Source organism: Pollutimonas bauzanensis, from assembly GCF_040393045.1.
GTDB lineage: Bacteria > Pseudomonadota > Gammaproteobacteria > Burkholderiales > Burkholderiaceae_B > Pollutimonas > Pollutimonas bauzanensis_A.
Genome location: NZ_JBEBUX010000071.1, coordinates 1 through 20,119, shown reverse-complemented (window position 1 = coordinate 20,119; position 20,119 = coordinate 1). Strand labels below are relative to the sequence as shown.

Sequence of the window (20,119 nt, the reverse complement as noted above, 5' to 3'; positions counted from 1 at the left end):
CCGCTGCGCGGGAAGCCGGTTTGCTGTCCAAAGCCGACGAGAAGTTCTTGAGGCAGCTGCAAGGGTAGTAATGCAGGGAAGCTGGGGCCTATCGGGGTGCAAGGTCTCTTAGTATTGCGTGTGCTGCGCGGATACGAGCGGGAATCGGGAAGTTCCTGTTCGCCAGTATCACAATGCCAATCTTTTTTTCCGGCACGAATGCCACGTAGGCGCCAAATCCGTTCGTCGAGCCGGTCTTGTTGAACAGGGTCGGTCCGGACGGCGCTTGTGACGGAGCAAAGGGTGTTGCCGTATGGGACTCCATGCTCATCGTGCGGGAGTTGCCAGCCAACAGTTGCTCCAAGGCAATGGGGTAGGAGTATTGTTCCCATCCAAGCCCCTGCACCATTCCCCTTACTTCGAAGAACCCCAAGTGAGTGTCTTCAATTGCGCGCTGCATCAGCCCTTGTAGCCGACTCGGCTCGATGTTCATTTGCACGAAGCGGATCATGTCGGCGGCCGTGGACTTGATGCCGTAAGCCTGCGCATCGAACATGCCGGGATTCACTCGGATGGGTTTGTTTTCTTGGCCGTATCCCCATGCATAATTGACCATCTCACTTTCCGGTACACGAATGTAGCTATGGTTCAGACCCAGTTGAGGGAAAAGCTGGGTTTGCATGGCATCGGAAAAATTACTTGCCAAGGCGATTCCAGTGATATGTCCCAGCAGGCCGATGCTGGGATTGGAATACCGGCGCCGGGCGCCAGGGGCTGCGTCCGGTTGCCATTGCTGGAAATAGCCAATCATCCTTACATCATCCGATATCTCGTCGGGGAACTGCAGCGGCAGCCCACCAGCGGTATAGGTGCCAAGATTCAACAAGTTGGCCCTGTCGATCTTGCTACCCTTAAGCTGCGGTACGTATTTGCTTGGATGATCGTCCAACCTTAGCTTCCCCATCGCCTGAGCGTAAGAAGCCAGCGTTCCTGTGAAAGCCTTGCTGACCGACCCGAGCTCGAAGAGCGTTTTTTCGCTGATTGGCTTATTGCTTTCTTTTGAAGCGACGCCGTAGTTGAAGAAAATGGAATCGCCGTCTACGGCAACGGCAACAGCGATGCCGGGCACGTCATACTCTGCCATGAGCGGACGGATAGCCGTATTGACGCTGTTGCGGATTTTGGTGGAATCACCTGCAGCCCAACTGCCGAGGGGAAGGCAGCCGGCAAAAAAGATGGCGAGTGCAGTGAGGCTGATAGGGTTGGGAATGATGGTCAAACTGTTTTTTCCTTTTTCAAATGCTGATTTTTGCAGTATTTTTACTCTTGGAAGGAGAGGATGCAATCAGAATGAGATCGACAGGAGGTCCCATGCGCAAGAAATGGATCTTTATCACCCTTGGATGTGTAGTGGCCTTGTCGCTGCTGGTCGCGCCCATCGTCCTTGCTCCTGGTGCGGAGCCGAGCGATATGCGCTCAGTAATCGCCATTGATCAGGCCGAGCAGGCCAAGGCTATCGAGGCGATGCGACCGCCGAAGCGCGCGCGGCCGGTGATTGCTATCGTTGCCCTGAATGACGCGACCGAAGTCTCGGACTTTCTGGTCGCGTACGGGGTCCTTCGACAGGCTGACGTTGCCGATGTGACGGTGGTTGCGGAGCGGGCCGAGCCGGTGCAGCTTTATCCGCCGAGCCTGCGCATCGAACCGGAGACTACAGTAAGGGCGTTTGACGAGCGTTATCCCGATGGCGCCGACTATATCGTGGTTCCGGCGATGGAGCCGAGCAATAATTCCTTTGTTATGGACTGGATCGTTGCGCAATTTCGAAAAGGCGCCAAGATTATCTCAATCTGCAATGGATCCAGAACGCTGGCCGCTGCCGGGCTCCTCGATGGTCGACGCGCTACGGGACACTGGTACACCATCCCCCAATTGAAGAAAGCTCACCCTAGCCTGCAACAGGTAAGGGATAGACGCTATGTCACCGACAATGGCATTACGACATCGACGGGTGTGTCCGCCAACATTCCCTTGATGGTAGCGCTGGTAGAGGCGATTGGGGGCCGGGAAACCGCAGAGCGTGTGGCTGGCGAACTAGGCGTGAAAACGTGGGATAGCCGTCACCGCTCAGGAGATTTTCAACTCACGCTTGAGCGCAAGAAAACGTTTGTGCGCAATACCCTTACATTTTGGCGCCATGAAACCGTGGGCATTCCTGTCGTCGAGAATGTGGATGAAGTCGCCCTCGGCGTGATGGCAGACGCCTATTCCCGGACTGCTATGACTACGGTGGTGACACTTGGGAATCATGGCAAGGCAGTCCGCAGCAGGCACGGCCTGGTTATTCACCCGGACCAGTCTGTTCAAGCCGCTGCGGTAGATGAGATGCTACCGGCGCCGAGCTCCGATGCGCCAGCGATGACGATGGAGCGGGAGTTGGCCCGCATCTCTTCCCGGTATGACCCACCTACCGCCGCGATTGTCGCACTGACGATGGAGTATCCATGGGCTTCAGGGTATGCGAGCACGGGATCACGGTAGTGGCAGGCTGCACTCGACGTCGTTGTGCTATTTCAGTTGGTCACACGTCAAAGTGGTCTGCTATATATTGCAAATGTGGCATGAATTAGAGGGCCGTACCCAACATAAACTCTACGTTCTTGTCTGGCTGTCCAAGTCAGCGGCATCATTCAGAACTGTGGGGTTTTTATGAGTACTTCACCGGCCAGCCTTCGCCTTGCCGATTTCTTTTCACCGACCGTTGCAGCACTGATTTCGGTGTTGGTGAACTACGGCGGCACATTTGTTCTGGTCTTTCAGGCCGCGGAACTGGCCGGCCTTTCGCCAGCCCAGACAAGTTCCTGGGTGTGGGCAGTTTCTGTAGGTGTCGGTGTAACGGGCGCGTGGTTGAGCTTTTGTTATAGGGAACCCATTATCACGGCGTGGTCGACGCCAGGCGTAGCTTTTCTTGCAACGGTAATCCCATTTACTCCCTACGCAGAGGTGATAGGTGCCTACCTTATTTCCGCCATGGGCTTCATCGTGCTGGGCCTGTCCGGCGCATTCGAAAAACTCGTGCGCATGATTCCGGGCGGTATTGCTGCAGGCCTTTTGGCAGGCATATTGCTGCAATTTGGGGTCAATGCATTTGGCGGCGCCAGCGCCGACCCGCTGCTGGTGATTGTCTTGGTAATTTCTTATGCCTTGCTAAAAAGGTTCACCTCTCGATTTGCGGTTGTCGGGATTCTGATCATTGGTGTGGCACTGCTCGTCGTGCAAGACCGGATCGACTTTGCAGCCATTCATCTGAGCTTTGCCACGCCGGTATTCCAAGCACCCCAGTTTTCACTCCAGGCCTTGTTGGGGGTTGCGTTGCCGCTATTCATCATTACGCTGACGGGGCAGTATATGCCTGGCATGTTGGTGCTAAGAAATGATGGTTTCAAGACCAGCGCAAATCCTATCCTTACTGTAACGGGATTGGGTTCCTTGATCATGGCCTTGTTCGGCGCGCACGCGTTCAATGTTGCAGCCATCACCGCCGCCATATGCACTGGGAAAGATGCGCATGAAGATCCGCGTAAGCGCTATATCGCAGGTCTGGCTTGCGGGATTTTTTACATTCTGGTTGGAACCTTCGGTGTGACGCTGGCGACACTGTTCATGGTGCTGCCGAAGGCTTTTATCACGACGCTTGCCGGTCTTGCCTTGCTTGGCACTATTGGCGGCAGTTTGGCCAACGCAATGGCTGATGCGCGCACCCGGGAAACAGCCCTGATTACCTTTCTGGCCACGGCGGCTAACGTCACGCTGCTCGGAGTTGGTGGCGCTTTTTGGGGGCTGGTCGCGGGGCTTACCGCGCATGTATTGATCCATGGCGGGCACAGTATTTTGGTTCGCAGTGCGGTCAAGCCATAGTGCCAAGCACTCCCGATTCAAATGCGCCGGCTATTTCCTGCGCAGTGCATGGGTAAGGCACTGCATGGCTGTTTCGATTTCATGCGCTGTCAACGAGGCGTAGCCTAATAGCCAGCCTTCTTTCTTTGCTTCGCTTAAATACAGCCGGCTAAGCCCCGGCAACTGAATCCCCGCATTGGCCGCCTGCCTGATGGTTTTCTCCTCAGACCAGCCGTCCTCCAGCAAGCACGGTATCTGCAGCCCACCTTGCGGCTGCAGCGCTGTTGCAATACCTGCCAATTGCTTGCTGATCGCGTTGAGCATGACTTGCCTGCGCCCAGCGTACAGTTTACGCATCGCACGAACATGCGCGTTGTAGTACCCGTCCTCCATGAAACGCGCCAGCGTCAGTTGCAGGATCTGCGGCGTGTGCCCGTCCATGATGCTGCGTGCGTACGTCATTGCGCCGACAAGTTCTTGGGGAAGGGCCATATATCCTATTCTAAGTCCGGGATACAGCGTTTTGCTGAACGTGCCGATATAGATGGTTCTTTGGTATTTATCAAGGCCTTGGACGCATGCGGTTGGCAGGCCCTCATAATGAAATTCGCTGTCGTAATCGTCCTCGATAATCCATTTGTTGTTTTCCGCGGCCCAACGGGTTAATTCCAGGCGACGCTCCAGCGACAGTGTTGCGCCGGTAGGGTATTGATGAGAAGGCGTGACGTAAACACAATTGGCGCCGCTACGGTCTGCTTGCAAGAGATCGGTGCGTATTCCGTGCGCATCGACATCTATCGGAATGATCTTGGCCTCGGCCGATTCGAACGCCTTTCTTGCACCAAAGTAGCCCGGGTTTTCCATCAAGATGGGTTTTCCGGCGTCCACCAGCAACTGTGCACATAAGAACAACGCTTGTCTGGTGCTGCTTAAGACCAATATTTGGTCGGCCGATACTTTTGCCCCTCGCTCCAGATTCAGGTAAGTCGCGATCGCCTTGCGTAGCGGTTCGGCACCTTGCGGGCTCCCGTGAAGCAACACGTTGCCGCGGTGGTCTTTAAGGGCCTGGCGCTGCAGCCGCTCCCAAACATCAGTCGGAAACGAGCAGGTTTCAGGAAGGCCGGTGGCAAATGCCTTAATGACTTGCTGGTCGGCGACGCCACCGCTTTCAAATATCGCCCGGCCGCGCCGGCTCAGGCCCGATCCCGGCTTCTTTTCGGTATCTAGCCTGGCCTGCAGTTTCATGCGCCTGCTTGTGGTTCCTCGCAGCTCAGCGCCAACCGTCTCGGACACATAGCTTCCAGAACCGCCGCGCCGAATGATGAAACCATCGCGTTGCAGTTGTAGGTATGCATTTTCGACGGTGTCTCGAGCGAGGTTCAGTGATTTAGCCAGCGTGCGGGTAGCGGGCAATTTCATTCCGGGGCCAAGGGCACCATCGAGAATCAAGGTACGTAAAGCCCGCTGAATCCGCTGGTGCAGATCCAGCGTTTGAAATTCTGCGTCGTTCAGGCGTATCTTTAGGGTTTCAAGTTCGAATGTGCTGCTCATGCGGTCTGCTTTATTGGATAGAACTAGCCTATATATGTGGGCCATTTTATCTTTAAGCAGTCAATGCCATCACTTTAGTACCTTCACTGGAAATTCAGCATTTCGACGGCGCCAAAGCATAGTCCCAACCAATGCCAGGCTTCATGATATAGCCCAACTGCCATTTACTACGCCCAGTTACTTGCTGCGCGTTTGTCGCGGCGTTTCGCCGAAAGCCTGGCGGTAGGCCTGCGAGAACTCGCCCAGGTGGGTGACGCCGAAACGTATCGCGATTTCGCTGACCTTGCCTGCACCGCCTGCCTGCAACAAGGCTTGCCGGATTGCTCGCAGGCGCTGCATGCGCAGCCATTGCAACGGTGACTGCCCGCACTCGTCCTGGAACAAGGCTTGCAAGCGCCTGACTGACAGGCCGCAATGGCTGGCGACCATAGCAACCGGCACACGTTCATCCAGATGTTCGAGCATATAGGCTTGCGCGCGCCGGATGGCTTGCGGCGCGGAGGGCGGTGGCGCCGGCCATAAGTGCGCCGCCATGCTGTGCGGTTGATGCAGCAGCAGGGTGGTGGCAACCAGCACCTCGGTTTGGGCCAGCAAGGCTGCCTGGGCGATGCCCCCGCCCTGGCCCAAGCCAGCGCATCGCACGACCCATTGCAGCATGGGTAGCAGCGCTTGCCAGCCCGTCGTATTCAAGGGAATGATCGCATCGAAGCAGATGTCGGGCGCGTGCTCTTGCGCCGTCAGACGGCACCAGGCGTCGGCGATGGCCGAGCGATCCAGGCGCAGCAGCACCTGTTCATAGTCGTGGCTGGCCCTGAAGTGAAACCGTCTATCCGGGCTGATGAGGACAGCCCCTTGTGGCGACACCTCTATGCTGTGCCCATCGAAATTAAATACCGCTTGCCCCTGGGTGGGCAGCACCAGCAGGTAATAACCGTCAAGGCAGTCAGGATCGACGCTGATGTCCGCCCCATACCCGTAACGCAGCTTCAGCAGCGACAAATTGCCGCAGGGCAGCAAATCCAGTTGGTTGTGAGTGATCTTCCCGCGCAGCACCCGAAATCGCGCCGAATTGAGTGCCTGGCAGATCTGGGGGTGCGCTTCGTCGAAGTCAGCGGTATTAACGACTCGATGCTGCTCAAACGGTACTTGGGCGAAGAGCGAGGCGATCATTTGATTCCACTTGTACTGGGGGTACACATAAACGGCGTTTTTCCGATAGTCGATGGCGTGAAACCGATAGACGGCCTAGGCCGTTTGGCTGACCATACCACATGCGAGCCGTGACGGTATCGGGTGTTCGAGCATAAAAAACGACTGCCCTCTAAATTGGAAAAAAAACAATGAAGCAAACACACGAACAACAGCGATCTACATCGCACTCCGTTCGTCATACTCCGGTGCTGCGGCCTCTAAGCCGCGCCTTGGGATACAGCGGCCATTTGCTGTTGTGCGTATCTGGTTCGCTATTGCCGCTGACGGCCGCCCATGCGGACCTATCTCACGACTGCTCCGGTAGCGGCACACAAATTTGCAGCACGTCGGCCAATCCGGCGCTGTTGGGCCCGCTTACGATAAGCAACCCTTTGATGCCCCAACAAATAACGAATACGGCTAGTTTCGTGATAAACGGCGCAGCAGGTGCAGAGGGTATCCAGGTGATCGGTCTGGGTGCCGGTGGAGAAGCCGTCTTTGGTGGAGAGCCTTTAAGCGGCATCATGATCTCCAATCAAGGAACTCACGGTAGTGACGACGGCAGCCAAAGCAATCGAGATGGGGGAACTGGTCAAGGGGCCATGCTAACCACTAGCGGTTCCATAGTACTTAACCTTGCTGGTACAACACCATCCAGCATGGTGGTTGGAGTGGGCGTAAGCAGTGTGGGCGGTGATGGCTTCGACGAGCCCAGCGATCACGATAGTGGCGGTAGCGGTGGGGACGGGGGGTCTACGACCCTTAAGACTTCGTCTACTGTGACAATCACCGGCGGCAACCTTAATGCGGGTGTGGTGGGGGCATTGGTGGAAAGCCGTGGCGGTCAGGGAGGCCGTGACGACGCAGCCGTCATCGATTATTACGGCGGAAACGGCGGCGACACTCAGGACATCGAAATGGACAATTACGCCGATGTCACACTGGGGTCTTCATCAGCTTATTTGCAAGGCGGCACCCGGGCGTGGGGTGTCGCGGCTCAGAGTATCGGCGGAGGGGCCGCTTACAATGCAAAGGGCCAGTTGCCTATGGGCCAAGGAGGAAGCGCTGCTAATGTAAGCTTGCTGAGCGAAGGTAATGTCGACGTATTTCTGTCGAGCCAAGCAGATACGCCTGATGGCATTGTGGGTCTGCTTGCCCAAAGTATTGGCGGTCAGGGCGCCTTATCCTCCTATTCGGACGACAACGGGGGGAATGGCGGTAACGGTGGACCGGTACAGCTCACAGCAGGCCGTTCCGACTTGAGCGCTGTCACGAATATCAATGTCGGTGCAAGCCAGTCAGTGAGCGGCACAACGCTGGGTACAAGCGCGGGGATACTGGCTCAGTCTATCGGCGGAAACGGAGGCGAGCAGGGTGATAATGGTGCGACTGGCGGTAATGGCGGTCACGCCAGCGATGTTAGCGTCAATCTTGACTGGGTCAATCTTGTGGCGACGGGCGATAACATATCCGGCGTTTTGGCGCGCTCCCACGGAGGCCTCGGAGGAAGCGATAGCGAGAGCAGTTATCGGACCGATGGCGGCAATGGCGGAGCGGCCGGCAATGTGACCGTAACGCTCACATCCGCTGGCGGCCAATCTGGGCAGACCAGTATCGCCACCAGCGGTGTCGAAGCCTTTGGTGTGTCAGTACAAAGTATTGGCGGGGTTGGCGGAGGCGCCGTCGAAAACGCAGGCGCGGGACAGAGCGGTGCAACTGCCAAGATCATTGCAGATGGAAACAGCATAGTGTCTACGGACGGCGACTATTCCATTGGCATGCTTGCACAATCCATTGGCGGTGGCGGCGGTACGGGTGAAGACTTCTCGAGCGGCATTGCAGGAAGCGCTGGAAACGGCGGCAGTGGCGGCAATGGGGGTAATGCCACTATCCTTCCTTCCGGAACGATCACGACTCAGGGCCAATATGCCCTTGGCATTTTGGCGCAGTCCATTGGCGGCGGCGGGGGAGCGGGATCGGCCGCAGAGTCTATTGTGGCGTTGGGTGGCAACGGCGGTTCCGGCGGCAGCGGGGGCACGATTACTGTCACCAACACAGGCGGCGTCACGACGAATGGATACGGCTCAATAGGCATCACGGGCCAGTCGATCGGCGGTGGCGGCGGCGCGGCAGGGTCTGCCTCAGGCCTGTTCGCCATTGGCGGATCGTCTGACTCGCAAAACAATAATGGCGGCTCGGTTACCGTAGGCAACACAGGAACAGTAGCCACTACGGGCGACGCAGCTATCGGCTTGCTTGGGCAATCGATAGGCGGAGGCGGCGGTAATGCAGCGTCGTCAGCGGGTCTGTTGTCCATAGGCGGCTCTGGTGGCGCTGGTGGATACGGAAGCGATGTGACGGTGAACGCGGATGGCGTACAACAGACATCTGGCAGATACGCCTTCGGCGCAGTCGCGCAGTCGATAGGGGGTGGCGGTGGTAATGGCGGCGATGCCGTTGGAATCACCACGGCAGCTCCGGCACCGACGATAGGTGGCAGCGCTGGCGTCGGTGGCTCCGGTGGCAGCGTCACCATGACTGTCAATAACAGCGGTAGGGTAAGCACCGTGGGTGATGGCGCCGCTGCACTGTTGGCCCAGTCGATTGGCGGAGGCGGTGGCAGCGGTGGTTCGGCGACCCAGGTGGGCGTGGCTAATACAGTTTCCTTGGCAATTGGCGGTTCAGGAGGCTCCGGTGGGTCGGCCGGCACATTGAACATCCAAACCACAGGCGCAAGCATATCTACCAACGGCGCCAGCGCTGCCGGCATCATCGCCCAGTCGATTGGCGGTGGCGGTGGCAATGGCGGAGCCGCTAGCGCGACCGACGTAAATATTGGATTCAGCCTGGGGGTGGCGGTAGGGGGTAGCGGCGGATCGGGAGGCAGCGCTCAGAAGGTCACCGTGGGGCTGACGGATACGCAGCTCAATACGGCTGGCCTGGTTTTCGGTCAGACACCGGCTGGTTCTTCAACCCAGGCGGTTGATCAGACAGATTCTTACGGGATACTCGCGCAGTCGATTGGCGGCGGCGGCGGTAATGGAGGTGGCGCAGCAGCACGAAGCATCGCGCTGGAAGCGCCCATGCCTGAGGGTAGCCCCTCGTTTGCGATCGGAACGTCATTGGCGATAGGTGGTTCAGGCGGGAATGGCGGAGATGGCGCGGAAGTGGAAGTGGATCTGTCTGGAGTCAGCGCCCTCCAGACCAATGGTCAAGGTTCGCACGGCGTGTTGGCCCAGTCGATTGGCGGCGGCGGTGGCAATGGCGGGGACTCAAAGGCCATGAGCCGCACCGTTACGATCGCAGATACCAGCGTGGCGGTTAACGTCGATGTCGGCGTAGGGGGCAGCGGTGGCGCGAGCGGAAATGCTTCGCTGGTCAACCTGAACCTCAGCGACAGCGCCCAGATCAACACCTACGGTGATTATTCCAATGCGCTGATGGGCCAATCCATTGGCGGCGGCGGCGGAAATGCGGGTGTAGGCAGCAGTGGGGCCGGCGGTGTTTCAAAGGATAAATCGTATACGGTGAATATCGATGTCGGCGTTAAAGGTAGCGGCGGTGGTAGCGGAGGAGAGCTCCAGACGACGTTGGCCCAGGCATCCCAAATTAATACCTTCGGCTCAGGTTCGCGCGGGGTACTGCTACAGTCAATTGGTGGTAGTGGTGGCGCTTCGCAAGGCGGCACAGTGAGTCTTGGGATTCCACTTTCCAGCTCAAACGGTGGCGACTCGGGTGGCAAGACCAGCATGAACGCCGCAGTCAGTGTTTCCGTGGGTGAGAAAGGGGGTAGTGGTGGCAACGGCGGCACGGTAACGCTGACCCATAATGGCACACTCACGACAGCGGGCAATGATGCAGACGGCGTATTGCTGCAGTCCATCGGTGGCGGAGGTGGGCTGGGTGGTTCCGCAGGTTCGGATTCTTCTGCGGGGCCTTCTTCCTACCCCTCAGTCGGTGGTGCTGCCGACGATCCTCCGCCCCCTTCGGATGACACCAACCTGGGTTCATACTCGTTGTCAGTTGCCGTGGGTGGCTCAGGCGGCAGTGGTGGTAGTGGTGGGACGGTCAACCTGAGTTATTCGGGGATGAGCACAACACAAGGCGATCTCGCCGATGCAATCGTAGTGCAATCCATTGGCGGCGGTGGCGGGGTAGGCGGTACGGCGGCCGCTGACGGCGCCAGAGGTGATGGGGCGATTGCGGTTGGCGTCGGTGGTAGCGGTGGTGTCGGCGGCAGCGGCGGCACGATTAACCTGAATATGTTGGGGCAGCTCGATCCGACCTTTGGCCAAGTGATCGGCGGCCAGTTAACGACGAATGGCAACGTCGCTTATGGCTTGCTCGCCCAGTCCATAGGCGGTGGCGGTGGACAAGGTGCTGATGGTTCGGCTGAACTCACCTATAAAGAAAAAAATGCGGATACGCCGGCCTTATCAGTCGGCGTTAATGGCTCCGGCGGAAATGGCGGAGTTGGCGGCGCCATTACTATGAGCGCCTCCGATAGTTTATTGGCGGCCACGACGTATGGAACAGGATCTCATGCGGTTGTCCTGCAATCGATTGGTGGCGGTGGCGGCACCGGAAGCATAGGTAGCAGTGCTTCATTTCAAGGCCTGGGCTTGAACCTGCAGCTTGGCGGCGGAGGATCGGGAAGCGCCAGTGGCGGTGGGGCCATCACCGTAGACACAGCACTAGCGGCGAATACGAACGGGTATGGCGCCTACGGATTTGTTGCGCAGTCTATCGGCGGTGGTGGCGGAATTGCGTATGCAGGCTTAGCGGCAAACATCAGTTCTGCAAGTATTGACAACACCGGACAGAATTATATGAACGATGTATCCGGTGGGGCTGTCAACGTGACCTTGAGCGGCCTGAGCGTATCGGAAAGCGGCTACGATATTAATACGATGGGGACTGCAGCACATGGCATTGTGCTGCAGTCTATCGGTGGTGGCGGCGGCATTGCGGGTGATCCCGCTGATTCGTCACTGCAAATGGGATGGCATGGCGGCGGTCAGGCCAGGCTAGACGCCACTAATGCCAGCGGTGGAAATATCACACTGGATCTAGGTGATCTGAGCATGAAAGTGCTTGGCGACAATAGCTACGGCGTCATCATGCAGTCGATCGCAGATGGGGGCGGGCTGGGGGGGACGAGTCAGGGCAGCTTTGCGGGATCGGTATACGATCACTCCCAGGGCGGGGGCTCCAGTGCGGGCAGTATCACGTTTACTCAGAGTGGGGAACTGCTTGTGATCGGTCGAAACCCGGTCGGGATTTTTGCCCAGAGCGATGGCAATATTTCCCAAGCATCGCCGATTTCCGTGACCATCAACGGCATTCTCGAAACTCCGACAGCAGGCACAAGTGGTATTGGCGTTTGGTTAGACGGAGGTTCTGGTACGAACACCGTCAACGTCGGCGCTGACGGACAGATCCTGGCTACCGTGGCTATCCAGCAAACACGCAATGGGGTCACAACGCTGAATAATGCCGGGTTTGTTTCGGGGTCGCAGATCCTTAGTGCTGAAAACAGTGACGTAGTCGGCGTTGTCAATAACGCTGGTACATTGCTCAACGCTCGCACCATTAAGGGCAAGGTTTTCAACGAAGGCAACGTACTGATTGGCGCACAGTCGCAAGTTGATAACATGCATGTGACCAATGACTTTAATCAAACCGGAAACGGGGCGCTGCACGTGAGCACTGACTTTTCCAACATGCTTGGCGACATGATCACCATAGACGGATCGGCACAGCTTGGGGGGCGAGTACAGATCGATGCAATGACTTTGATGCCCAACAGGGAGCTGACTTTCTTGCAAGCGGGAACCTTTGTACCAAACGCGGTCGTCGGCGGCGCATCGACCTTGTTTGACTTCAATGCCCGTTATTCAAAGCAATCGGCGGCTGTGTCTGTAGGCAAGGCGCACTTTAACGAACTGTCCGATCAGTACGGCGTAGGCTCCAATCTGCGCGAGGTTGGCGCTCATCTGCAGGATATCTGGGATCGTGGCAGTAACGAGGAGCTTGGCGCCTTGTATGCCCGGCTTGATCATGCTGCTGCCGGGGGTGGGTCAGGTTACTCATCTGCCTTGAGCGATCTGTCACCCGGTGTGCTGGCTGCGCCAGCAGCGCTAAAGCAAGCCGAAATGGCATCGTTCTCGAACTCTCTGATGAGTTGCCCCAGCTATGTCGGCACAGGCACCCAGATGGGCGAAAATGATTGCGTTTGGGGGCGTATCTCTGGCAACACGACACGGATGGATGGCAGCCGCGGCACGTCGGGGCTGAAGTCCGAAGGTGTTTCGTATCAGATAGGTGCACAACGCAGCATCGCGCCAAACTGGTTCGTTGGTGTGGCCGGCGCTTATGATAATAAGACCATACGATCCGATGACCGGCGTCAGCACGTAAAGGGCGACACCGGCTACCTGGGCGTTTCCCTCAAGTACGAGAATGGCCCTTGGGCCTTCGCCGGTGCATTGACTGGCAGTCTTGGATCGTTCGACAACACCCGTAGCGCTGCATTGATGGGTGCGCAGGCCAAGAGTGACTCGCGCGTCACGTCCATTGGTCAACGCCTGCGTGCTGCCTACACCCACGCCATGCCGCGCTCCTACATCAAGCCGTTCGTCGATCTGGACGTGATTCATACGCGCATGCCTTCGTTCGATGAGCGTGACGCCGGCGCACTGAATCTGCATGTGGAAGGCGTCAGCAAGTGGTCGGCAATCATCTCCCCCGGTGTGGAAATCGGCGGACGTTTCGATCTGGATAATGGCTATACCGTTCGCCCTTATGCCAGCGCTGGGGTATCGTTCTCCAGCACCAGCACATGGGATACGCGTGCCCGTTTTGCTAGCGCGCCGACCGGCGTGGACATCTTCACGTCCACGCTGGATACCGGGCGAGTCTTTGGCCAGGTATCGGGCGGTGTGCAAGTGCTAAACAGTAAAGGAATGGATGTCAGGCTTCAATATGACGGACTGCTGTCTAACAAGGTTCGCAGCCATTCAGGATCCTTGAAGGCCAGCTGGAAGTTCTAACTTAAGCCCGGCGTTCCGGCACTAAAGGAGAAGGGGAGTCAGGCGGATGAAGCCTGGTTCCCCTTTCGACTTTACCGGACGTCATGGAACACTAGCTCCAGCCCGATACGTTCGCCGCTGCGTACCCGGCTAATGGCGTGTTTGATGTTCACGCGGTAAAAGCCTTTGCCGCCCTTGCAAGGACGCTGTGCTACCGTAATGATGGCCGCATCGCCTTGATGTAACGGCAACACCATTGGTCGCGACTGCATTCGGGGACGCTGTTCTGTCATCACGAACTCGCCGCCGGTGAAGTCTTTTTCGGGTTCGGACAATAGCGCCAAGTGCGGGTAGAAGGCGTTACGCCATGCGCTGAAGGGTTCCGGCAAGACGACGCTTGCAGTATCGATCGAAGCCGCTATTGAACGCGTCTGAGCGCCATCAAGCAGGCCGGGAAGGATTGCATAGCCTTCTGCATCCAGTTGGGCGCCAATCCATGCCCAATCCAGCCTGGCAATATCATCGTCACGAAGATGATTCATAATAATTTTCCCGTTGCTGCCATTTGCGCTTTCGGTTTCGTTGGTATGCGCCATAGATACCAGGCGGCCACGGTTCGGTAAGGGCTCCAGGCCCGCCCGATGTCGCGCATCTGGCGGGGAGTGGGCGCTTTGTTCAGACCCTTGAGGCGGCGGTAGCCCTCGCGCACGCCAAAGTCATCCACGGGCAGAATATCCGAGCGTTCCAGGGTGTAGATCAGGAACATTTCGACTGTCCATCGGCCAACGCCGCGTAACGAAACCAAGCGCTCGATCAGGTCCTCGTCTTGCATATGCAGCGCCGCTACGCGCGTCGGTACGATGCCGTCCAATGTGGCCTGGGCAATGCCACGGATCGTGGCAAGTTTGGCGGCAGAGAACCCGCAGCCTCGCTGCAGGTCTGCTTCGGTATCCAGCAGTTGCTCGGGCGAAGGGAAAGCCACGTCTGGATACAGCGCCAGCAATCGCCCTAAAATGGCGTCCCCCGCCTTGGCATGCAGTTGTTGGTAAGCAATGGCACGCACCAGCGCTTCGTAGGGCTCTCGCGCGGGTTTGGCCTCGTGACTGCACGGGCCGGTAGCGGTAATGTGGCAAGCCCAGTCGGCATCCAGTCCGGACAAGTAATCGGAGGCCCGCAAATAGGCTTCGGGGGACAGATCAGCGTGCATCATGGAAAATTATCCCCACTACATGCCGATGCCCACTACGCAGAAGGCTCACACCGTGCCGCATTGCGGCTTTGCGCGTTCCGCCGCGCTTGCCCTGCACTGGGCGCTGGTTTACGGTGAACACCACGGCATCGCCTTGCTGCAAAGGCACTACGTTGGCGCGCTGTTGGCTAGTGGTGGTTTCAGTCATTATAAATTCTCCTCCGGTGAAGTCTTCGCCGGGGCGCGATAGCAGAATGGCCACTTGCAACGGGAAGACATGGTCGCCGTACACGTCCTGGTGCAGGCAGTTATAGTCGCCCCTGCCATATTGAAGCATCAATGGTGTGGGCCGCATCTGTCCGGCAGCGTGACAACGTTTCAGGAAATCCGGTAACGTATTCGGATAGCGCACATGGATACCAAGCTGTTCGTTCCAGCGATTGGCGGTGGGCACCAGATGCGGATATATGAATAACCTTAAGGCCTCGACTAGCGGTGGCAGGGGATACGCGAAATATTTGTATTCGCCCCGCCCAAAGCCATGGCGCGCCATGACGATACGCGAGCGATAACTTTCATTCTGCGGATACAAAGCGACCAAAGCTTGGCACTGTTCAGCTGTCAGCAAGCCCGGCAGCAGGGCGCAACCGTTGGCGTCCAGCGACTGCTCGACGCTTTCCCAGTCTTGCCGCAGGGTATCGGTAAATTGCATAGGCGGTGTTTAACGTCGTTGTGAAGGGGCGTGTTCACTGTAGAAAAACATGACGCGTTATGCACTCCGCTTCTTGCTATTGAATTCAACGCAAACGCTATCTGCCAAGCTACGCGGCCATCTCGTGAACCTGTCTGGTTATGTGGCCAGCATCGCCGAGAGCCTGGCATCCAGTTCGGGAACCTCCGATGTCCTTATCCGAAATTCGTTCTCCAGCACATCCTTGATTTCAGCCACCGAGCTAAGCAGCTTTTTTTCGGCTCTGCCATCCAAGTGATAGAAAGAGTATTGCCTGTTGAACAGAGCATGACGGCCGGTTTTCGCAGGTCGCGCGGCGACTAAGTTGTTGACGAAGTGAGAGGTTGGATGCGTTGACGTATACCAGTTGAATACTTCGTAATCCGGCGGATAGTGTTTTACTAAATCGAAGATGTACAAATCCTGCCATGCCTGCTTTGCCTTGGTCTGCAGGCAAAAATCGTCGCCTATGCGTAACAGGCGATACGGGCCATGCGGGGTGTCTTGCACCACATCACAGACAAGCCGGATTGGCGCGGTCAGAGTTAGGCCGCCAAACCCAGTGTCGGCAATAAAGGTTTCGCCTTCCGCCTCGACAAGTAGCAGCATGTGGCTGCGTGGGGTCAGCACGTCGTCAGGTGCATTCAGACGAACACGCGCTGCAAGCCCTTGCACGGTGAAGCCTATCTCTTGCAATACATACTGGAACAAGGAATTTTGCTCATAACAGTATCCACCACGCTTTTGCTTCGTGAATTTGTTCATCAGCGCATCAATACCCAAGTCCACCGCCATACCGGTAAAGGGGGAAAGGTTCTCGAAGGGAATTGAACGGGTGTGCTTGACGTGCAGGTCGTGGAGCACTGCCAGGGTCGGTTGGCGTTGCCCGTCATACTGAATAAGGTCCAAATACGAAGCAATGTCGGGTCCCGCCGGGCGGGTGTCACTGTGAGTGTTCGTTGCCATTCGTGCTCCTTCCGTAGTTTGAAAAGATTTCACTACCAGTGTAAAACCTGACGTTAACTTTCCAACAGAGGTTTATTTCATGAGAGCACCTGATTACCCCAGTCCCGATGCTCCTAAATGGGCTGCAGTTGATGCTTACTTTGCCGACCTTCTCGCACCGGGTGACGATGCCTTAAATTCGGCGTTGGCCGCGAATGAGAAAGCGGGTCTGCCTACGCACGATGTTTCTGCTGTGCAAGGCAAGTTTCTGGCACTACTTGTCCAGATGACAGGTGCCAGCAAGGTGTTGGAGATCGGCACATTGGGCGGCTTTAGCACGATTTGGATGGCTAGAGCTCTGCCGGAAAATGGAATGATCACTACTATCGAGAGATGTCCCGACCATGCGCGGGTCGCGCAGGAGAACCTGCTTGTTGCGGGCGTCAGTGAAAAAGTGGACCTTCGCATTGGCGCGGCTGTAGAGGTGTTACCGTCATTAGCTGGACCATTTGACCTCGTTTTTATCGATGCTGATAAACCCAATAATCCCGTGTATCTGGAATGGGCAATCAAGCTGGCCCGTGTAGGTACGGTCATCGTAGGGGACAATGTGGTTAGAGGCGGAGGCGTCGTAAGTCCAGAATCCACGGATCAGAACGTCGTAGGCGTTCGTCAATTCCTGGATATGTTGTCAACTGACCATCGCTTGGATAGCACGGCACTGCAAACCGTGGGTGCGAAAGGGTGGGACGGCTTCTCTATTTCCATAGTGAAAGCGCTATAGTGGCGAGCATTGGGCTTAGAGGTCCGGCCTAAATCTTAGGTCTTACGAAACAGGGAACGCACAACACATGCTGAAAGTCATCGCGCAAGATTTCATCGCTCCGGACAAAATTGACGAGGTTGCACCGCTGTATCGCGAGCTAATCGAAAAGACACGACAAGAGCCGCATTGCATCTCGTATGAGTTATGCATTAACGAAAAGGATCCTGGTCATTTTGTTTTTATAGAAGAATGGCCTGATCGAGCGGCATTGGATGCACACTGCCAGACTGAGCATTTCCAGCGTCTGGTCCCATTGATCAATAAGCATCAGGTGCGAGAGGGAACTGTTCTGCTGATGGATGCATTCAAATAATGCACTAAGACATAGATAAAAAAATGGCGAACCGAAGTTCGCCATTTTTATTTAGTAACGCTCAAGCCAATGGGCATATGGCGCCGGTAGCGTCCATGATGCGCGCTCCACTTCGAGCTCTTTGGCTGCAAAGTAAGCCCAGTGGGGGTTCGCCAGGTGACTTCTTCCCACCATGACGACATCAAGTTGCTCGTCTTTGACGACGCGCTCGGCGATTTCGGGCGTACCAAATCCCCAAGCGGAAGATACCGGTATATCCGCTTCGCGACGAACGCGTTCAGCGATCGGCCCCAAGAAAGCCGGCCCCCAAGGAATAGAGGTTTCGGGAATCGTAAAGCCAATGCTGACACTAATCATATCCATGCCGGTCTTTTTGAAATCGCGTACCAGGCCTATCGATTCAAGCAGCGTTTGCTCGTCACGACCGTCATACTCGAGGACGCCGAAACGCACGGTCAGGGGAAGGTTCTCTGGCCAAACTTCACGTACATCGCGCAAGGTTTCCAGAAGAAAGCGGGCACGATTCTCGACGCTTCCGCCGTAGATGTCGTCACGATGATTTGAATGCGCAGAATAAAAGCTTTGCGCCAGATAACCATGGGCGAAATGCAGTTCCAGCCATTCAAAACCGACGTCTCGCGCCCGTTTGGCGGCGTCGACAAAGTCTTGGCGTACGCGGGCGATGTCGTCCAGTGTCATTGCCTGAGGCTGTTTTGGCAGGCCTTTGCCGTATGCGATGGCTGATGGAGCAATCGTTTGCCAGCCGCGCGCATCGCTTTCAGCAATATGGTCGTCGCCTTCCCAAGGGCGATTGGCGCTGGCCTTTCTTCCGGCATGGGCGATTTGAATACCGGGCACAACGCCCGCTGACTTGATGGCTTGTACGACAGGCACAAACGCTTGCGCCAGTTCATCGCTCCAGATGCCTGTGCAGCCTGGGGTAATGCGTCCTTCCGGGGATACCGCAGTCGCTTCGACGATAACCAGTCCCGCACCGCCACGCGCCATGCTGGCGTAATGGGACAAATGCCAATCGTTGGCGAATCCGTCGACAGCCATGTATTGGCACATCGGGGGGACCGCAATACGATTGCGCAGGGTAACGCCCTTGAGCTTGAAGGGTTGGAGTAGAGCAGACATGATGGCCTTTGTGAATAAGGAAGGTTATTTGATAGTTCGAAGATATACGAACAATAGAATAAGTATACGCCAAAGGGTATGATGTCGCTTATGCGTCCATTCAAACATCCCGCCGCTAGCGAACTTTCTCTTGAACGTGTGCTTTACGCGTTGAGCGATTCCATCCGCCTGGATATTGTCCGGCATCTGGCCCGCGTCGAGGCCGCGACTTGCGGCGAACTGGACGGCGGGCGCCCCAAGTCCACCGTATCTCATCATTTCAAGGTGCTGCGTGAAGCCGGATTGGTGTTTACCAAGAACAACGGCACGAATCACATAAACAGTCTGCGGCGCGCAGACATTGAAAGTCGATTTCCAGGATTATTGGCCGCAATCCTGACCCAGCAAACCCGAGACGCTGAGTAAAATAACCTGAGTCTGGATCGTCAGGCCTAAAACTTGCTTGCCGATTGCGCGTATCTGTTCCAACTCAGGAGAACCAAGATGCCCAGTAAAAATACGATTTGTCTCTGGTACGACGGCACGGCGTTAGAGGCGGCGAAGTTCTACGCCGAGACGTTTCCGAACAGCACGGTAGACGCTGTCCATCACGCGCCGGGCGATTATCCATCGGGCAAGCAGGGCGACGTCTTAACGGTCGAGTTCACGGTGATGGGTATTCCTTGCCTTGGCCTGAACGGAGGCCCGGCGCTCAAGCACAGCGACGCGTTCTCGTTCCAGGTTTCCACCGATGATCAGGCCGAAACGGATCGCTTGTGGAACGCGATTGTCGGAAACGGCGGCCAGGAAAGTGCATGCGGCTGGTGCAAGGATAAGTGGGGTTTGTCATGGCAGATCACGCCACGCGCCCTGATAGCCGCGATCACTGATCCCGATCAGGCAGCGGCCAAGCGCGCATTCGAAGCCATGATGGAAATGGTAAAGATCGACATCGCTACGATCGAAGCTGCTCGACGCGGTTAATGCTAGTCTGACGCGGGTTACACTAGTCCTGTCTTTTCCGCAATAGATTGCCATACTTTTAGGTTGATTCAAACGCCAACTTCCCGCTCCCTGCCGCCGGTACTTGCCGGCCCCATCTTGCGTCGCCTTGAACCTGGCCGCCTCGTGCTGTGGCTTGTCGGCAGCGCTCCGTTGCGTCTGACGCTGCTGCTAGAGCCCACTGGCGGGCCGATCATGCAATTGGCCCTTGACGCTACATACTGTCGCGTCCTTCCCATCGGTCGCCATGCCTTTTTGCACTTCATCGACGTGAATCTGCCCGAGCCGCTACCGCAGGACACGGTGATTCATTACGACTTGATCGCCGCGCCGGACGGCGGCGTCG

Annotated in this window: 15 protein-coding genes and 1 pseudogene; 8 read left to right on the top strand and 8 right to left on the bottom strand. The window is 56.8% G+C overall.

Annotated elements, in window-relative coordinates:
- Window positions 1-88: 88 nt before the first annotated feature.
- Complete coding sequence (gene ampC / locus ABWO67_RS12170; protein ID WP_353151982.1) at window positions 89-1,258, bottom strand: class C beta-lactamase; 1,170 nt, start codon at window positions 1,256-1,258, stop codon at window positions 89-91.
- Between the two features lie 92 nt (window positions 1,259-1,350).
- Here ampC and ABWO67_RS12165 point away from each other — a divergent pair, with 92 nt between their 5' ends.
- Both ABWO67_RS12165 and ABWO67_RS12160 read left to right on the top strand, forming a co-directional pair.
- Window positions 1,351-2,520, top strand: a complete 1,170-nt coding sequence (locus ABWO67_RS12165) for a DJ-1/PfpI family protein (protein WP_353151981.1) — start codon at window positions 1,351-1,353, stop codon at window positions 2,518-2,520.
- 168 nt (window positions 2,521-2,688) lie between these two features.
- A complete protein-coding gene (locus tag ABWO67_RS12160; RefSeq protein WP_353151980.1) occupies window positions 2,689-3,897 on the top strand; it encodes a benzoate/H(+) symporter BenE family transporter in 1,209 nt (402 codons plus the stop codon).
- A 30-nt stretch (window positions 3,898-3,927) separates the two neighbouring features.
- Here ABWO67_RS12160 and pdxR read toward each other — a convergent pair whose 3' ends face one another.
- Window positions 3,928-5,427 carry a MocR-like pyridoxine biosynthesis transcription factor PdxR gene (pdxR, locus tag ABWO67_RS12155; RefSeq protein ID WP_353151979.1) on the bottom strand — a complete coding sequence of 500 codons (1,500 nt, stop codon included), beginning with the start codon at window positions 5,425-5,427 and terminating at the stop codon, window positions 3,928-3,930.
- A gap of 177 nt (window positions 5,428-5,604) precedes the next feature.
- Window positions 5,605-6,597: an AraC family transcriptional regulator gene (locus tag ABWO67_RS12150; RefSeq protein WP_353151978.1), complete on the bottom strand. Its 993-nt coding sequence runs from the start codon at window positions 6,595-6,597 to the stop codon at window positions 5,605-5,607.
- A 170-nt stretch (window positions 6,598-6,767) separates the two neighbouring features.
- Between ABWO67_RS12150 and ABWO67_RS12145 the strand changes: the two genes are divergently transcribed.
- Window positions 6,768-13,670: an autotransporter outer membrane beta-barrel domain-containing protein gene (locus ABWO67_RS12145; protein WP_353151977.1), complete on the top strand. Its 6,903-nt coding sequence runs from the start codon at window positions 6,768-6,770 to the stop codon at window positions 13,668-13,670.
- A 71-nt stretch (window positions 13,671-13,741) separates the two neighbouring features.
- On the opposite strand, the gene ABWO67_RS12140 is transcribed toward ABWO67_RS12145, so the two are convergent.
- The 4 genes from ABWO67_RS12140 to ABWO67_RS12125 all read right to left on the bottom strand — a co-directional run bounded on the left by ABWO67_RS12140 (window position 13,742) and on the right by ABWO67_RS12125 (window position 16,432).
- Complete coding sequence (locus tag ABWO67_RS12140) at window positions 13,742-14,191, bottom strand: 2OG-Fe(II) oxygenase (protein ID WP_353151976.1); 450 nt, start codon at window positions 14,189-14,191, stop codon at window positions 13,742-13,744.
- Window positions 14,188-14,859: a DNA-3-methyladenine glycosylase family protein gene (locus ABWO67_RS12135; protein WP_353151975.1), complete on the bottom strand. Its 672-nt coding sequence runs from the start codon at window positions 14,857-14,859 to the stop codon at window positions 14,188-14,190. Before ABWO67_RS12135 ends, ABWO67_RS12140 begins: the two co-directional genes overlap by 4 nt.
- Window positions 14,846-15,550, bottom strand: coding sequence for a 2OG-Fe(II) oxygenase (locus ABWO67_RS12130; RefSeq protein ID WP_353151974.1), 705 nt, complete (start codon window positions 15,548-15,550; stop codon window positions 14,846-14,848). The genes ABWO67_RS12135 and ABWO67_RS12130 overlap by 14 nt, the downstream gene beginning before the upstream one ends.
- Window positions 15,551-15,688: 138 nt before the next feature.
- The gene (locus tag ABWO67_RS12125; RefSeq protein ID WP_502930008.1) at window positions 15,689-16,432 is read right to left on the bottom strand and encodes an arylamine N-acetyltransferase family protein; all 744 of its coding nucleotides are present in this window, start codon (window positions 16,430-16,432) and stop codon (window positions 15,689-15,691) included.
- 181 nt (window positions 16,433-16,613) lie between these two features.
- Here ABWO67_RS12125 and ABWO67_RS12120 point away from each other — a divergent pair, with 181 nt between their 5' ends.
- Window positions 16,614-17,297 (top strand): O-methyltransferase, encoded by a 684-nt coding sequence (locus tag ABWO67_RS12120; RefSeq protein WP_353151972.1) that lies wholly within the window; start codon window positions 16,614-16,616, stop codon window positions 17,295-17,297.
- 67 nt (window positions 17,298-17,364) lie between these two features.
- Window positions 17,365-17,652 carry a putative quinol monooxygenase gene (locus tag ABWO67_RS12115; protein WP_353151971.1) on the top strand — a complete coding sequence of 96 codons (288 nt, stop codon included), beginning with the start codon at window positions 17,365-17,367 and terminating at the stop codon, window positions 17,650-17,652.
- Between the two features lie 51 nt (window positions 17,653-17,703).
- On the opposite strand, the gene ABWO67_RS12110 is transcribed toward ABWO67_RS12115, so the two are convergent.
- Window positions 17,704-18,792: an NADH:flavin oxidoreductase/NADH oxidase gene (locus ABWO67_RS12110; RefSeq protein WP_353151970.1), complete on the bottom strand. Its 1,089-nt coding sequence runs from the start codon at window positions 18,790-18,792 to the stop codon at window positions 17,704-17,706.
- Window positions 18,793-18,882: 90 nt separating this feature from the next.
- Between ABWO67_RS12110 and ABWO67_RS12105 the strand changes: the two genes are divergently transcribed.
- From ABWO67_RS12105 to ABWO67_RS12095, 3 genes and pseudogenes are all read left to right on the top strand, one after another.
- Complete coding sequence (locus ABWO67_RS12105; RefSeq protein ID WP_353151969.1) at window positions 18,883-19,197, top strand: ArsR/SmtB family transcription factor; 315 nt, start codon at window positions 18,883-18,885, stop codon at window positions 19,195-19,197.
- Between the two features lie 78 nt (window positions 19,198-19,275).
- The gene (locus tag ABWO67_RS12100; protein WP_353151968.1) at window positions 19,276-19,755 is read left to right on the top strand and encodes a VOC family protein; all 480 of its coding nucleotides are present in this window, start codon (window positions 19,276-19,278) and stop codon (window positions 19,753-19,755) included.
- Between the two features lie 117 nt (window positions 19,756-19,872).
- Window positions 19,873-20,119 (top strand): annotated as a pseudogene (locus tag ABWO67_RS12095) (alkaline phosphatase family protein); the annotation flags it as partial.